The following is a 17,054-nucleotide window of genomic DNA, read 5'->3' as shown; positions in this document are numbered from 1 at the left end:
GATGCGCGTAATTATTAATGAAGATGCCACAAGGGTAGCAATAGAAGCTGCTAACTTAATTATAAATTTGATTAAGCGAAAACCTAATTGTGTACTGGGTCTTGCAACAGGATCTACCCCAATAGAACTCTATAGGTTATTAGTCGATGCATTTAGCAATGGTGAAATTTCGTTCTCGTCTGTCAGTACTTTCAACCTAGATGAGTACTATGACATGACTCCAGGGCATCACCAGAGCTATCGTTACTTTATGGACCAGCATCTTTTTTCAAAAGTGGATATTAAGCCAGAAAATACCTTTCTCCCAGAGTGTTCAGGTAAACAGTCAGCCGAGGAAGTTGCGAAGCAGTATGAGATGGAAATAAAGAGGCGTGGTGGAATTGATCTTCAACTTTTGGGTATTGGAGAAAATGGCCACATTGGCTTCAACGAGCCTGGATCGAGTCTGGCATCCAGAACCAGGTTAAAAACGCTTACCCCCAACACGCTTGAAGCGAATAGCAGGCTATTTGAAGACGGTGAGTTTCAGCCCACTCTTGCGATGACGATGGGAGTTGGGACCATTATGGACGCTAAACAGGTCCTTATCCTAGCCACTGGCACCAATAAGTCCGAGGCAATAGGAAACATGTTGTTAGGAAGTATTACTTCAGCTTGTCCAGCCTCAATACTGCAAATGCATCCGCATGTAACTGCTGTTATTGATAGAGACGCATCTATTGATATCGAAAACAGTGACTACTTCGAACTTTCGGAAAGTAACCGCCGAAAACTTTGATGATTACCCCAAGGGTGTGTTCTTGCCGAGCTCTTTGCACCTAATTTTCTCTGTTGTTACTGCATAACTTTCTCGGCATAGCGGCAACTTCCATCAGTGAATTGCCGCTCTTTTTTTCTTCTTCACTTAATTTTTTTAAAAAATTCTTTACACAGATTTAATTGCCGGTATGCTGGTATAACAGGTATACAGCATACCGGCATAATTATAACTTCAAGTGTGGAAAATCCGGAGAAACAACATGAAAACAACTTCGTTAAATTCGTTGTTCGGTAAGTCGCTACTAGCCGCAACAATTGCTTTAGCAGCACAGCCTCTTTCGGCACAGGAAACATCTGATGCCAGTGAAGAAAAGGTTGAAAAGATCCTTGTCACGGGTTCACTTATCAGGAAGGGAAGCTTTGACACTACAACTCCAGTAAAGACAGTGGATGCATCCGACATTGAAGGGGTTGGTGCGGTAAATCTTGGCGATTTGCTGGGAAGACTGCCATCTATTGTTGGAGATACAACGTCTGCCAGCTCAAACATCAGTGAGCAGGATTCAGGATTAAATACGGTAGCACTCAGAAATCTCGGGTCATCACGCACGTTGGTTCTTGTGAACGGTCAGCGTTATGTGTCGGGTATGTCAGTAGGGTCTGGTTACGGCGTTGATTTAAATTCAATTCCTACTGCAATGATTCAGCGAATTGATGTGCTCACTGGTGGGCAATCTGCGGCGTACGGCTCTGATGCTGTAGCCGGTGTAGTAAACATCATTCTTAAGAAAAACTTTGATGGCGCAATATTTGACGTACAGACAGGCGTTAGCGGGGAAGGGGATAAAGAAACCGTAGATATTGAATTTTCAATCGGACGTAACTTTGACTCAGGCAATGTATGGGCATCACTTGGGTATTCTGACGATGAAGGCTTAATGGCAACTGATCGAGACTTTTCTCGTGTACACAAAAATGCCGTTGATACGGACGAAGATGGCATTCTTGATACACCTCAGTATGTTGGCTCATCTCACGTTCGTGGAGGTCGAATTGATAAATACAATGGGGACGGTTCACTCTTTACCCGTACTCCCGATGTAGAAACCTCTGACGCTTTCAATTTTCAAGAATACCGCTCGATGCTGACACCGCTTAAGCGAATGTTTGCTGCTTCCGGTGCTTCTATGGATTTGAGTGACGCGTCACGGTTTGACGTTACCATGAACTATTCAAGGGTGGACTCACGTGCCCGATTCGAGCCAATTCCTCTGGATACCCGCAACAACATATTCAAGTTGTCCCGTGGTGGCACAACCGGAATAGATATTGCGACACACCCATGGTTCGCAGGAACCACATTAGGTGAAAACCTATTGGCAGATGGCATTACCTCTCTTGACGATGCGAGCTTAACTTTCCGTCGCTTATATGAGTTCGGTGATCGTGGAGCTGAAAATACACGAAGCACATTCCGAGTCGCCGCTAACTTTGAGCATGACTTTGACAATTATATGTACCTGCGCGTCTCAGCTACTCATGGCGTCACTGACCAGGTACAGACAGATTACGGCGACATTAACCTAGAGAGAGCAAGATATGCGCTTGATGTTGTTGATGACGGGCAGGGCGGCTATATGTGTGCCGATCAAATCGCCAGAATTTCAGGATGTGTCCCGTTTAATCCATTTGCGCTAAATGGTATTTCTAATGACGCTGTCGACTATTTGTCTGCAGATACGGGCTTGAAAGGAGAGGTTCAACAAACGGTCTTGAATGCAACTCTTTCTGGTGAGCTGGACTTTAGTGTGACAGACAATGTGATGAATATCGGATTTGCATCAGGTATTGAATACCGTGAAGAGAAGGGGCAGGAAACGCCTGATCCTTTAAGACAGGCAGGTATCGCCAGGGGGAATCAGATAGCAAAAACCAAAGGTTCATTTGATGTTGTTGATATTTTTGGTGAGTTAAATATTCCAATTGTTGAGCAGCTTAACATTAACCTTGCTGCTCGTTATGGTGATTACTCGTCCGTCGGAGAAACGTTCAACTGGACCGTAAATATTGATGCGCCGATTAGTGATTCTTTCAGATTACGTGGTGCTGTTGCTACTGCTGTGCGGGCTCCAAACGTAAGTGATTTGTTTGCGGGCGGTGCTGCTACCTCTGCCATCGTAACTGACCCTTGTAACGGAATCGATGCTGCATCTACTGGCAATATCGCAGAAAACTGCCGCTCTATTGATGCAATTCAACGACGTATTGATAACCAAGGTGCCTTCGTTCTAACTCAGGTAGAAAGTCAGAACACTTCCGGTTTATTGAGTGGCTCCGAAGATGTAGGCGAAGAAAAAGCAGATACGCTAACAGCTGGATTCGTCTTTATTCCTGAACAAATTGATGGATTACAGCTATCTGTCGACTATTACAACATCGAAATTGACGATGCCATCGCCAAAACTGACAGAACGGTAATTCTCAACCGCTGCTATTCTCAATCCCCGTCTAACTTTGACCCCGACTGTGGAGGTCTTGTACGTCGTGATGGCAGAACGGGAGCAGCCCTTGATGTCAATGCCGCGTCAGGTAACGAGAACAAAATTGAAACCGCAGGTGTAGATATTGATATCTCTTATGAAACTGAGCTGGGAAGCGGAGATTTGTATGTAGCCTTCAGTGGAAACTATCTGGACAAGTACAATATTACGGGTATTGAAACGGGTGATACACAGTATCTTGCTGGTGAAATTCTGTTCCCCGAGATTCGTTACAACCTAAACGTGTCATATACCATCGATAAGTTCAATGTTTACTGGCAAATGCGTTATTGGGACGAAACGAAAGACCGTAATGACAACTCACTCATTACAGAGTCGCTGAATACCATAGATGCGCAGTATTACAACGATGTTCGGTTTAGTTATCAGTTTAACGAAAATGCGAATACCTATCTTGGCGTTAAAAACGTCTTTGATGAACAGCCTCCCTTGCTAACTGCTGATCACAAATATCAGCAAGCCGGGACCCTGTCTAATGGTACAGCCTACGATTTAGTAGGTCGTTATTTCTACGCTGGGTTAACCCTATCCTTCTAAGATATACGAGGAGCTCGTTGTCCACGAGCTCCTCTTTTTCAGGTGATTGTTAATGAAAGTTTCGTACATACCGGACTTCCTGTTTGATGGAGATACCTTTCATACAGATGTACCAATTACTGTAAGCGACGGCGTTATTTCTTCATTGGATATCGAGAATGGAGCTAAAGAAGTAAAAATATCCGGAACGCTGGCACCAGGCTTTGTTGATTTGCAGGTCAATGGTGGTGGTGGCTTGCTGTTTAATCATTTTCCGACCTTATCTACGCTGGAAAAGATGATATCGGCCCACAGTCGTTACGGTACAACTTCTATGTTACCCACGGTTATTACATCAGATATCAGCACTATCCGTAGAGCTGCCGATGCGGTTAGCGAGGCAATTTCGAAGAAACTTCCGGGAGTAATAGGCATTCACTTTGAGGGGCCTCATATCAGTGCAGCTAAAAAAGGAATTCACGACGCTTCACAAATAAGAGAGTTAAGTGATGAAGAGATGGCAATATACTCACGGCAGGATCTTGGCTACAGGCTCCTGACAGTCGCACCAGAAAACGTTTCAAGTCGTCAGATTCATCAATTGAAAGAATGCGGCGTTAAAGTTTGTATTGGACACTCCGGCTCCACGTATCAAAGAGCGATGTCTGCTATTTCAGCTGGTGCTACAGGGTTTACTCATCTTTTCAACGCCATGTCACCCCTGACTTCCAGAGAGCCCGGCGTCGTGGGTGCGGCTCTCACTGCTGACTCATGCTGGTGCGGCATTATTATGGACGGTCTTCACGTTCACGAGGCCACCGCAAACATTGCACTGAAGTGCAAGCCTAAAGGAAAGCTTTTCCTCGTGACAGATGCAATGTCCACTATTGGCTCTAACCAGAGTTGCTTTGAGCTTGATGGCAGAGAGATCACCTTATCAGATGGTGCTCTCACTGATGCCAGTGGCACGCTGGCAGGCTCTGCGCTAGACATGGTTACTGCGGTAAACAATTCAATATCTGCGCTTGGTATGGATGTTGGTGAAGCGTTACGGATGGCTTCGCGATATCCAGGAAACTTTCTGGACGAAAATAATGAGTTTGGAACGCTCATGCCAGGCAAGCAGGCTAATTTCACGCAATTAATAACACATCAAGGGCGTTTACAAGTTCAGCATAGCTGGATCAACGGCCAGCCCTATTATTGAGAGATTCTTAATGAAACAAATTACAGGTTTGATTACCGCCCCTTTCACTGCGTTTGACGAAACCGGTGCACTTAATACTAAGCCAATCCCTAAGTATCTGGAAATGTTGCAGGCTCAGGGAATAAGTGGAGTTTACGTGAATGGTTCTTCAGGTGAGGGCTACTTAATGACGGATGAAGAGCGCATGGAAAATGCATCAGCGTGGATAGATGCTTCTCCGAAGGATTTCAAAGTGATAGTCCACGTCGGTAGTCCGAGTTTAAAAAGCTGTCAGAAACTTTCTTCTCATGCAGAAGAGAAAGGCGCTTATGCAACCAGCGTCATGGGGCCGACTTTCCCCAAAATTGGAAGACTGGAAGAGCTGGTGGTTTACTGTGAAGAAGTCGCCAACTTTTCTCCTTCGCTTCCATTTTACTACTATCACATCCCCGCTTTTAATGGCCTTAACTTTTCTATGGTTAAGCTGCTCGAAATGGTGGACGGGCGTATCAGCAACTTTGCTGGTATTAAGTACACTTCTGAAAGTCTATATGAATATAACCAGTGCCGAAGATATAAAGATAATAAGTTCGATATCCTTCACGGACAGGATGAAACATTGTTGCCTTCTTTAAGTATGGGAGGTGCCCAAGGCTGTATTGGGGGGACTTTTAACTATGCAGCCAGTTTATATACCGGCATCGTAGATGCCTTCCAGCAGGGTGATATGGCATCTGCAGTTAAATTACAAAATAAGTCTCAGGACATGATCGATATCATCGCTGCGTTTAGGGGGAACATCGTTGCCGGTAAGCAGGTTATGAAATTGATCGGATTAAATTTAGGCCGAAACAGAGCACCATTTCAGAACCTGACAGACTCTGAACTCAGTGATATGAAATCAAGATTGGAAGCGATTAATTTCTTCAGCTTTGCAAATACGATAAATTAGGATTTAGGCCGTATATGAAACGTTGTGAGCGGTATTTTTATGGCGAGGACAATAGCCAATTTGGTGACTTGTACCTGCCTCAGCGAAACCAAGAGCTGTTATCTGTGATTGTTCTTATTCATGGAGGATATTGGAAACAGACACATACTTTAGACAGTTACTTAACATCTTCGTTGATACCGCCGCTTTTGCAAAAAGGGTTCGCGGTTTGGAATATTGAATACAGAAGGATGGAAGCTGAGGATGAAAATACACGCGCAGCCTGGCCCGCTGTTTTTACTGATGTCGCATCCGCGGTGGATTCCCTCAGAGACTTAAGCTCGAAGTATCCCATCAACCTAGACCGAATATATAGTATCGGGCACTCTGCAGGAGGATGCCTTGCTTTATGGGCAGCTTACCGCCGCAACATTCATCATTGCAGTGCACTCTACACAACTTCACCGGTCCGCATCTATAAAGCAATGTCTGTTGCTGGAGTCATCAGTCTTACGCATGGAGATGACTTGTGTCAGCCCCAGCAGGTGAAGCGGCTTATAGGAGGAACTTACTCGGAGGTGTTCCACCGTTACTGCAACAGCGATCCCGCAGCTGTTTATGATTCAGAGATTCCAACGTTTATCTACCATGGCGGTGCCGATGAGACTGTAAACCCCTCGCAAGTTGATCATTTCAGAGCAACCAGTGGGGCACAGCAATTGTGCATAATGATGGAAAGAGAAGCCGATCACTTTTCCATGCTACCCGAATCAGAATCCTTTCAAGTTGATCATTACCATTCTCTTCTACATTTTATCGATCAAATGATTGATTCCTAAAAATTTATGTACGTTCGGCAAAGTTCCTGTATCCCCCCTGAAAAGCAGCTTTCTCTCACACATCCACAAATGAACAAAATTTTAACATTTTGTGGTGTAATGGCGTGCTGGTATGATAGGTTGGTTCGGCACTGTTCGATATTCATGCAGTGCAATAATTGCAAGGATGTCGCTAGCCACTTACTCAGGAATGAGGGGGAGACCGTGTTTTACTGGCTGTGTCTCTTGGTCAAATAGCACTTACCGGAAGATTAAAAGAGGATTTAGTATGCTTAAACTTTGTAGGATATTTTGTCTGGCATGGATACTCCATTTGGGAGTCGTTTCTGATGTAAAGGCGCAAACAATAATCGTAGATTTTGATTCTAAAGGCTCCGTGCTCCCTAGTTCGCAAGGGTGGAGTGATTTTACTTCTAATCAGGCTTTTGGGCAGTTTGTCGAGGAGCAGGGCATAACATACTGGGAGGCTGACGGCTCTGCGGGCCGTGCGCAATGGCGGTATATTCCATCGGCTTTAGAAAACGATATGGCATCAAAAAATGGCTGGCGGATGTCATGGACTAGCAAGATCGTCTCTGGTCAGTACATTACAGATTATTATTCAAACGGTACAAAGCGATTTCTGCCTGTACTCAGTAAAAACAGCAGCGGTGAATTGATCGTAACACTTAGCGGTGCGGGGACCTTCACTCTTGCTTCAGACGCCGTTGCTTCTGCGTATAACGACTATGAGGTTATCTATAATCCTGACACTGGCCTAGCTACTTTCACGTTCAATGATGAAGTAATTACCTCAACCTGGGAAGGTGAAGCGTCGTCGCAGAATATGGTTGTCTGGGGAAATGGGTCTTCGACTAACGCAGGGATCGCAAGATACGAGTTAGTAAACCTGACCATATTCGCAAACAGACAGCCGAATTCAGTTTTGCAATGGGACACCTCTTCACTTGAGTTTGATGGCAGTACAGAGTTCTTAGCAATAGATGATGATATCTCGACTGTCAGCCAATTATCAGCAGGAGCTATTTATACAGAATTCAGAGCCACAGGAACCACTGCGACTATATTCAGTCTCTCTAACTCATCGGAACCTTCCAGCGAGTTCGCACTAGTCATTAACTCTGATGGCACATTACGCGTTCATGCGAGAGAAAACGGGACGTTTATCAATGATTCTAAAACACCTGATTCTTATAACGACAACCAAGAACATAAAGCTGTAATTCTGGTAAACGATTCAGGCACAAAAATAGCAGTCGACGGATCACTCGTTTATAGCGGGAGCTCCACGCAATTTCTAAGTGCTATCGGTAATCCCGACTCAATGAATATCGGTCGAAACTTTGATAACAGTGGTGGCCAGTGGTACTTCTCCGGTGGGATTGGTGAAACACGTGTTTACGCTCAACCTCCTAGTGTTTATGACGCTTTGGTAATGACCTCTTCTGAAAAGGCTGTTGCTAGCTATGACGCGAGGCTTGCGCTCCCTCCGACAGATCTTGGCTGGCAAGACGATACTACTAACTCCGCATTCGGCGAGTTAGTGGGAAGTGTGAGCGGTGCGTATTGGGTTACCAATGGAGCCGGAGGCAGAGCTGAGTGGGAGGTGGTGCCTACGGCACAACTAAATGAAGCTGCCTTGCAGAAAGGATGGAAAATTCAGAGTGAATTACAGCTAGTCTCTGGAAGCTCAATATCAACTTACTATGCAAACGGTATAAAAAGATTCCTCGTTCAACTGAGTATTAATGCAAACGGTGACCTCATCGCTGATGTTGAAAATGGTTCGTCGCATACATTAATTACCCAGACTGGAGATGTTGATTTTCATTCTTATGAGGTGAGGTACAACCCGTCTTCAGATATGGCTACATTCAGGTTCAATGGGAATGAAATTGAGACATGGTCTGGTTCTGCTTCTACTCAGAATGTGGTGGTATGGGGAAATGGCTCTTCAAGTCAGAGCGGTACAGCCAATTACAAAAATGTTCGCTTCTCAATCCCAACTAACACGTCTGATTTCTTCGAAACAACAGTATTTGAAGGAGGTGCCGAAGGAGCGAGTGGAATGAGTAACTACAGAATACCTTCAATTATTCAGGCTATTGACGATTCACTATTAGCATTTATTGAAGGTCGCCCTAACGGTGCCGATCCCGGTGCTCCAGGTTTAATAAACGTTTCTTTTAAGCGATCAACCGACAATGGACGCTCATGGAGTCCAGTAGAGGTCCTGGCTGCAAACCCATCGTATGACTATTCCGATCCAAGACCCTTAGTAGATAGCCAAACAGGTTCTGTGTTCGTTTTTTATACGCAGTGGCTGGATCTCTGTGCACAAAATTTTGACTGTATTGAGCCAGACGATCCTAACTATTTAATATACAGAAAGAGTGACGACAACGGCGTGACGTGGGGAGCGCCTGTGAATATTAGCGCCCAGGTGAAAGATCCAACTTGGAGATCTATTAACGCGGGTCCCGGACATGGTATTCAATTAGAGTGGCAAACATCCAGTCAGGGTGGAAATTCCGGACGTTTAATTTTTCCCGCAATCGTTCGAGCTTCCAACAGTCTCTTTTATGTTGCTTCGATCTATAGCGATGACAATGGTGTGACGTGGAATAAAGGATCACTTACACCAATATCCGGGCCAACGGAGGCAGATATCGTTGAACTGACTAATGGCGAACTGCTTTTGTCAGCAAGAAATGATGGAGGAGCACCAGAAAGCCGCTATCACTTTGTTAGCAGTGATGGCGGAGAAACATGGGTGCAAACCAGTCATAATATTCAAGTGTCTCGGGTTGATACTGGCATCACTCGCTATAAAGCACAGCGGTCAGGCGATAACGAAAACCGAATCATTGTATCAGCGCCTATTGGAAACCCACCTGGTGCAAATCGCAATGACCTTGGTATCTGGTCAAGTTTCGACGAAGGAGCCACCTTTCAGCCTCCTCTTCAGGTAGTTTACGGGTACAGCGCCTACTCTGACATCATTACCATGAATGACGGTAGTGTGGGAATTATCTACGAAGCAACAGGCAATACGTTGGTGAAATTTATAAACCTGGATCTGGAAGAAATCGAATAGGCAGTATTTTTCTCTGATAAGCAACTTATTATCGATAAACGGGACACGGCGGGATATTCCGGTCGCTGTCCCTATTTCCGTTAACCCACATAAGCAAAGGATTACAGTTACGTGATAAACGTTTTTCGAATAGTAGCGTTTAGCTTCTTGTATGCTCTAAGTTTTAGTTCGAGCGCATCAGAGCTTAGCCTGGCAAGCGTGTTTACCGATCACATGGTAATCCAGCAACATCAGAATATATCCGTTTGGGGTAAGGCTGAACCCGGAAGCAACGTTGAAGTGTCATTCGCAGATCAGAAGAACGCGGTAAAGGCCGATGATGCAGGGGAATGGTTAGTTCAAATCAAGGTCGGAAGTGGCAGTTTCGACGCAACGCAATTGACGGTTACCTCAAAAAAAGAACAAATCACTATTGATGACATCTTGATTGGTGACGTATGGCTTGTCAGCGGGCAGTCAAACATGAGGATGAGCTTGAAAGAGACTGACTCGGCCAGCTTACCTGAATTTGCCCGAGAAAGAACTCACGTAAGGCTACTTGATTATACTTTGGATAAGTATTACCCATCAGGAAGAACTTTTTCTATAGATTCTCTGCGTACTCTAGATTCTGAGAATCTGTTTAATACGGAAGGTTGGCAGATCAGTAATTCTAGAACAAACGCGACCTTTTCTGCTGTAGGCCTGCATTTTATGAACAGGCTGGATAGTGAGCTCAGTGTTCCAATTGGCATAATTAACGTTTCTGTAGGTGGGGCATTAACTGAAAATTTCATAAGTTCTGAGTTGTTGGGAGATATTCATAAGAGATTGAATTTGAAAGATTACAATCAGGAAAAATGGATTGACTTTATTCCCCCATGGTGTGCCGAGCGCGCAAAAGAAAACTTAAAAGGTTGGCTGCAACATAATTCACAGGAACCGTTGCCACATCATCCTTACGAACCCGGGTTTATTTACGAAGCAGGGATTGAGCCCCTCACAACCCTGCCGATAAAGGGCGTTGTTTGGTACCAGGGGGAGTCCAATGCGCCATTAAGCGGAAAAGAAACAGATTATAAGGGCCCGTTTGATATTGAGCTTAGCGCTGCCAAACTTGAAACCTTAATTTTTAGTTGGAGGGAAGCGTGGGGTGAAAGAGACATGCCATTTTATATTGTCCAGTTACCCGGTTTAAACAGGCCTTGGGCTCCATATCGAAATATGCAACAAAATGTTGCTAATGAAACCCACGAGGTCTCGTACATCGTTACTTATGATTTAGGCGATTCTAAAGACGTTCACCCTAAAAACAAGAGTCAGGTTGGCGAGAGGTTAGCTGATATGGCCTTAAATAGGACTTATGGTTTTGAGCAGATTTCCATAGGGCCGGTGATACCGCCAGTCGAAAGAGTCGGTAGCGTTGTGAGGGTATTTATTGATAAATTTGAATTAAGATTTGGAAGTCAGCCTGAAGGGTTTGAACTAGCAGAAGATGACGGTGTTTTTCATCCTGCTAAAGCCGTGGTAGAAAACGATTGGTTATCAGTTTCCAGCAGTGAGATCTCAGAGCCCAAACTCATTAGATATGCATGGTTCGATGATCCTAAGCTGAAGGCTAATATTGTTGACGAAAGTGCCTGGCCTCTTCCGCCGTTTAAAACGAAAATTGAGCCTATGAGTTTGACTAATAATTGATAGGGAAGCTTGGTATGAAGTGTGTTATAAGATTTGCAGAATTGTAGTATTAAATAATAGGTAAATTAGAAACATGGATGTACTCAAGCTTTTGGAGCTAGACCCAGTAGATGTGAAGGGCCACTTAGCCGTATGGAACGGAATTGAAAACCCATTAGAAACATTTTTCGACGGGCGATTTGAGCAATGGCAGCAAGCTCAAACAAAGCGCAATTTCGGTCGTAACTATATCGTTTCGCTTATCAAGTTGCCCGGGGTTTGTCAGTGGTTATTTGTCGGTGTTTATCTATCAAAAGGTATTTCATCGTCTAGCAGTGACGGAAAATGTCATTACTACGACACTGAGCTTACTACCATAGGCGAGAGCCTTATTGGGCGGCTGGTAGTTCACTTTAAACGTACAGGGCGTAATTCTTATCCCACCGGTGAAACCCTTTCTGGTAGAGCAACGATTCACTCTATTCTACCAGAGCCAATGGCATTCCAAGATTTCTCCGACTTCAAGCATGTGTGCCTATCCCGAAGTGAACTAGAAATGCTATATCGACACCAATACCCCTCATGGAAGACTGCGCTTTCATCTGTGTCCGGCGTCTATCTAATTAGTGATAGATTAACAGGGAAGCAATATGTGGGTAGTGCGTATGGGTCTGGTGGTTTTTGGAATCGCTGGTCAGCCTATGCCAATGGCCACCATGGAGGCAATAAGCTCTTGCGGTTACTATTCAATGAAGCCGGAGAAGGGGGCTTTAGCCAGTTTCAATACTCTATCCTTGAAGTCTGCGACATTGATTTATCAAAAGAGTCTGTCATTGAAATAGAGAATAGATGGAAAAGAAAATTACTTTCTAAAGAGTTTGGTTGGAACGATAATTAAACTATTCAACATAATTTATTTTGTATTAATTTAATAGTTCACGCATGATAAGTTTAATTATCATGCGTGAATGAAAGGCGCTGGTATTTAACTGAAGTAGCTCATATATAATCTGATTGTCAGCAAAAGACAAGGAGCGGAAGTCGAACGCATAGAACATTCGAAAAATTCGTGACAGTTATTTTGTCAACTGGTTTGTCTTGTCATGAAGCTATATTTCGTAACCCACAAACTTGGATTCAACGTGAATACCTTTCCAGCCATTACGCATTAAGTTCTGCAAGGTACTAATAATAAGCGATATTCCAAAATTGATAATGTCGTAGATGCCATCATTGGAGTCACAATCAATGATGTGAGAGACATTGTACCCTCCATGGACAAAAGAGCTTCTTAAATCATTTAACTCTCGAAGTTTCCTTTTTAGACGCTTCTGTTGGCGCTCTTCTATGTTTAGTAAAAAGTTAACTTTCTCACTGATATCAGTAAAACCTCGACCTGCGTTTGTACCGTAAATAGCCTCTAGCGCATGGAAAATCCAAGTTACTGTACTTATGTCATAGTCACTCATACGTGCAATATGCAAAAGTGAAAATATCGCTTTTTCGATAGAGTTTGACGCAACGATCTTAGTTTCAATTCCTAACGAGCGATACCAGTCAAAGCTAGTTTTAATACTTACGTAATCAACAAAAGGTACTTGCCTAGTAAATACGTTTTCCAATGCGCACTCAAATGTAAAGCTTGAAAGTTTCATTGGCCTGTAATCATCGTCCCTTTCAAGCTTCGCATTAAAAAAATTAATTATCCCAGGTGCTGCCAAATTACAAAATATAAATAGGTCTAATAAATATCGGCGGAGGTATGCTTGAATCTTACCAGCATCAACATCAGAACTAAGAGATAAATTTATTGGGATAGTTATCTCTTTAAGGGGGGTAATTTTTTTATATAACGTATCACCTACTACAATATGATAAGGACCATTGGTGTCCTCACTTTGGATAAATATTTCTTCAAGTTGAGTCCAGTCCATTGATATGTTGAAGGTGATACCTTCCCAGACGAATTGATCATTTCGGTAAACTTCACAAAGCTCTCTGATAGCTGCGAGATGTTTAGAATAAGTGTCACCTTCGACTTCATTGTGCCTTGGAGACCAATCTATCAATAAACTACTACTATATTCCACTATACTTCCTTTACTTCATAACAGCTTATTATTGATATTTTATAGTAACACTCATTTCTATCGAAAAACCAGATTCTGTTTTTAAGATAAAATATATATGATGTTTTCTTTACGTACATAACGGTCTACCAAAGTTAGTTCCGTTCTGTTATCTAAAATCTCAGATTAAGTCGGGATTAACCCAATTTAGCTTTTGAAAACTTCCTTTAAAATAAAAACATGACCAATAGACATTAGCTTTCTATCCTCAACTTTTACATCAATGTCACCATTATAACGAATAAAGTGCGGCTTATATCTGACCTGTACTATCATTGAATTTCGGAAACCATCACGAATTGATTCTACTTTTTTCATAAATAGACGGTCTCGATCTTCTACCCTATTCTTATCGCTTGTCACATTGATTGCGACCATTGGTATAAGCTTGTTATTCGCACGAATATTACTAATTGTTTCTTTTGGTGAATTGAATAGCAGTGTCACCATATCTATATCGAGAAGCTGATCTGTTGCTTTGTTTAACGCCTTTTCAATTCTATTATTGTTGTTGTTGGTTGCGCTGGTTCTTACAGCTTTGCATTCAATAAAAGTGGCGTGTCTCTTACTGAATAAACCTATATCAATGCGTCCCTTTGATTCATTTTTATTTCGTGTAGCGGTCAGCTCCGATACTGGCCAGAAGACCACCTTGCCATTTCTCTGTAGATTGTAGGCAGCTTGCATAATGAGCGGTGTCAGCGATATTTCCTTAGCGGCTGTAGGCAGGCACAGTTCTGGCACAATGGGCACGCTGTTTCTATATTCGACAATCTGGCTACAGACTTCGTCCATTAGCCCTCTAAGCGACACCAATATGTTGTAGGGCGCAAAAATTTTCCATGTGTTATCTTCAATCAGCATTATTACTCCCTGCTATTAATTTCACTACGCTGTTATATAAGTCTGACTGGTTGAGCGCTTCTTTTCGAGGGTTGCCGGTACGCTTTTTTGTTTGCTTTGCAGCTCTCCAGCCTTCATTGAAGGCCAGTTCGATAATTAACGATAAGCGCTCTCTGTCGTAGTTCTTCAGTCTTTTGGTAAAGCTGTCGAGCATCAATTCGGTGCTATCAAAGTTTCCTTCGCCTAACCGCTGCTTAGCCAGGTCCACATCGTGTTCATATTCGCGATAGTCCGGTGACAATAAAAAGTCTATCGCCTCTTCCAATGTATCGGCGCCCACCTGCGCTTTAAACTTATCAAGCATATTAAGAGAATGTGATTTTAATTGAAGATTTTTTATTCCTCTGTTTTCTCTGTGTTTGTGCGCTCTAAATCTATTTTGAAACTTTTTAATGGCATCTTGAGTAATTATTTTTCTAAGACAATCATAAGTCTTTTTAGGCTCTAAAAAATCAATATCTTTCTCGTTTATAATTTCTTTTTTGCCACTTATAAAATCGTCGCTTTTTAAAGATGAAATGAATTTATCAAAATTCTTTTCTATGTATTCCTGCCAAATTTTATCGTTGCTCACTACCCTGCCCTGCGTTTGCGTTACTTATAACGCTTTTATATCACGGCTATGACCACCCTACTATTGTTAATTTATGTAAGCGTTATATGTAACGCTTTATTTGTTCTTTCTGCTGTGCTATTTTATTATTATAGATAATTACAGTTATATCGATTAATAGCATGGCAAATGAAATCGCGTTAGCGCAAACCGACTTTTCGCTGAATGAAGAACATCGAACGCTGGTGGTTCAAAATTTAACTGAACTAAGAGACTCGGTGTGGGAAACAATGTCGCTGAATACGCGTAAGGCTTATCAGTCTGATTTCAACCAATACCTTAAGTTTTGTCGTGCACATGCATTGCCGGCACTGGCAAGTGATTGGGAAATTACTAAGATTGCATGCCAGGCGTTCTTCGATGAACTTATGGCGTCTGAGCTTAAACATCACACCATCAAACGAAAGCTCGCGTCGGTGCGCTTTTTCATTGGCGTAAGCGAATTACCTGACCCATGGAAACACTCCAAGCTTTTCAGTCGTTATGTGAATGGCAAGCTCAAGGAAAAACCAGCGGCGCAAAAGCAAGCAAAGCCATTAAAGTTAAATGATGTGCGTGTAGCAAATCGTGTGTTAAATGTAGACTCGTTATTGGGTTTACGCGATGCGGTGCTGGTCAATGTCGCACTCGATACACTATTTCGTGCATCCAACATTCTGGCCATCGAGGTTAAGCATATCGATTGGCAAGCGAAGACAGTTTTTGCCCCGCGCTCCAAAACGGATCAATCGGGTGAAGGCCACTACGGGTATTTGTCTGACGAAACTGCAGAGTTACTGACAAGGTGGCTCGATAACGCAAAAATTACTGATGGTTATATATTTCGCAAGCTCTCCCCTAAACAAACTGTTCAGAAAGAGCCTATGCAATACCAGGCACTACTGAAGAGGTATGAGGCTATAGGTATGGCCATCAACACCGATGGTAAATTTACCTGCCACAGCACGCGCACCGGTGGTGTTCTCACGCTCATGGAGGCTGATGTACCAATGTCAGAAATTGTGCTTTCAGGAAACTGGAAAAGCGAAGCCATGGCTATACGCTACGCTAAACAATATCAAGCTGGTAGAACGGGCATGGCTAAAGTTAGATAAGCAAAGTCGGTGAATTTTTGAATGAGGTCGCACTAATGACTGCACGCTGTAGTCTGTGCACATCAGACGGATTGTGGTTATCTAATTTGTTTCGCTATGACAAATCTAAATTTAATTATTATAGCCGTTGTTATTGGTTTGGTATCAAGATAAAAAGTAAAACTCACTTATCGAAGCACTAAAAATTTCATTTATTTACATAATTATCAAAGACTGTGTAACTTTTGGAGCTATTTGAATAGTCGGTGTTCACCAGTCATGTAGTTGAGTATTTTGCGTTCACTTAACACTCATTTGATTGTTGTACCCGTCATTTTGCACGCTCTACATTAGTATAGTAGCTATGTCCCGCTGTGTTCTTTAAGAGTTTATCTTACTTAAATGCCTAAACGCTGACATTTTAACGGCTGATTTTCACCAAACTAGTAGGGGTTTTGCGCCCATCCCCTCGAAATCGGCATCAGAATGATGACGGCCAAATGAACGCGCTTTTTGTGAATTCTTCGAAAAACTGCCAAATAATTAAAAATAGGCATAGATAACTAAAATGATAAAAGCTTCTGCTGTGAGAATGACCCTCATGCTTGTTCAAGCAATAACTGCGCGTACAGTGAAATAGTCTTTTGACTAATGGTAGACATCGCCAAGACTATTACTACTAGTAGACAAAGTTGTGAGGTGTCCACATGTCTAAAGATGTAAATAAGCTACTCGCAGGTCAACTTCTGATTGTTGAAGATGACGCCATTACTTCTGAACTTATATCAAAC

At 42.9% G+C, this 17,054-nt stretch carries 12 protein-coding genes; 9 read left to right on the top strand and 3 right to left on the bottom strand.

From position 1 onward, the window contains the following. The first annotated feature begins 1 nt into the window (after position 1). From nagB to MHN02_RS10520, 8 genes are all read left to right on the top strand, one after another. Positions 2–778, top strand: coding sequence for a glucosamine-6-phosphate deaminase (gene nagB / locus MHN02_RS10555; protein ID WP_168476915.1), 777 nt, complete (start codon positions 2–4; stop codon positions 776–778). A 241-nt stretch (positions 779–1,019) separates the two neighbouring features. After that, positions 1,020–3,857 carry a TonB-dependent receptor gene (locus tag MHN02_RS10550; protein WP_168476917.1) on the top strand — a complete coding sequence of 946 codons (2,838 nt, stop codon included), beginning with the start codon at positions 1,020–1,022 and terminating at the stop codon, positions 3,855–3,857. A gap of 52 nt (positions 3,858–3,909) precedes the next feature. Continuing rightward, on the top strand, positions 3,910–5,043 hold the full coding sequence (gene nagA, locus MHN02_RS10545; RefSeq protein WP_168479679.1) for an N-acetylglucosamine-6-phosphate deacetylase: 1,134 nt from the start codon (positions 3,910–3,912) through the stop codon (positions 5,041–5,043). A 10-nt stretch (positions 5,044–5,053) separates the two neighbouring features. Continuing rightward, positions 5,054–5,974 carry a dihydrodipicolinate synthase family protein gene (locus MHN02_RS10540; protein ID WP_168479677.1) on the top strand — a complete coding sequence of 307 codons (921 nt, stop codon included), beginning with the start codon at positions 5,054–5,056 and terminating at the stop codon, positions 5,972–5,974. Between the two features lie 14 nt (positions 5,975–5,988). Next, a complete protein-coding gene (locus tag MHN02_RS10535) occupies positions 5,989–6,792 on the top strand; it encodes an alpha/beta hydrolase (protein WP_168479675.1) in 804 nt (267 codons plus the stop codon). Between the two features lie 268 nt (positions 6,793–7,060). Then, positions 7,061–9,889, top strand: coding sequence for an exo-alpha-sialidase (locus tag MHN02_RS10530; RefSeq protein WP_168531129.1), 2,829 nt, complete (start codon positions 7,061–7,063; stop codon positions 9,887–9,889). A gap of 111 nt (positions 9,890–10,000) precedes the next feature. Next, a complete protein-coding gene (locus MHN02_RS21805; RefSeq protein WP_168479671.1) occupies positions 10,001–11,566 on the top strand; it encodes a sialate O-acetylesterase in 1,566 nt (521 codons plus the stop codon). A gap of 73 nt (positions 11,567–11,639) precedes the next feature. Further along, entirely contained in the window at positions 11,640–12,443 is an 804-nt protein-coding gene (locus MHN02_RS10520; RefSeq protein WP_101566789.1) for a GIY-YIG nuclease family protein, read from the top strand. 211 nt (positions 12,444–12,654) lie between these two features. On the opposite strand, the gene MHN02_RS10515 is transcribed toward MHN02_RS10520, so the two are convergent. From MHN02_RS10515 to MHN02_RS10505, 3 genes are all read right to left on the bottom strand, one after another. Continuing rightward, positions 12,655–13,635, bottom strand: coding sequence for a hypothetical protein (locus MHN02_RS10515; RefSeq protein WP_049587382.1), 981 nt, complete (start codon positions 13,633–13,635; stop codon positions 12,655–12,657). A 186-nt stretch (positions 13,636–13,821) separates the two neighbouring features. Then, positions 13,822–14,538 carry a hypothetical protein gene (locus tag MHN02_RS10510; RefSeq protein WP_049587381.1) on the bottom strand — a complete coding sequence of 239 codons (717 nt, stop codon included), beginning with the start codon at positions 14,536–14,538 and terminating at the stop codon, positions 13,822–13,824. Further along, positions 14,528–15,151 (bottom strand): hypothetical protein, encoded by a 624-nt coding sequence (locus MHN02_RS10505; RefSeq protein WP_049587380.1) that lies wholly within the window; start codon positions 15,149–15,151, stop codon positions 14,528–14,530. Before MHN02_RS10505 ends, MHN02_RS10510 begins: the two co-directional genes overlap by 11 nt. 161 nt (positions 15,152–15,312) lie before the next feature. Here MHN02_RS10505 and MHN02_RS10500 point away from each other — a divergent pair, with 161 nt between their 5' ends. Beyond that, the gene (locus tag MHN02_RS10500) at positions 15,313–16,284 is read left to right on the top strand and encodes a tyrosine-type recombinase/integrase (RefSeq protein ID WP_049587378.1); all 972 of its coding nucleotides are present in this window, start codon (positions 15,313–15,315) and stop codon (positions 16,282–16,284) included. The last annotated feature ends 770 nt before the right edge of the window (positions 16,285–17,054 follow it).

The sequence above is a fragment of the Alteromonas sp. CNT1-28 genome, from assembly GCF_022348345.1.
Classification (GTDB): Bacteria; Pseudomonadota; Gammaproteobacteria; order Enterobacterales; family Alteromonadaceae; genus Alteromonas; species Alteromonas macleodii.
This window is presented reverse-complemented; position numbering and strand designations above follow the sequence as displayed.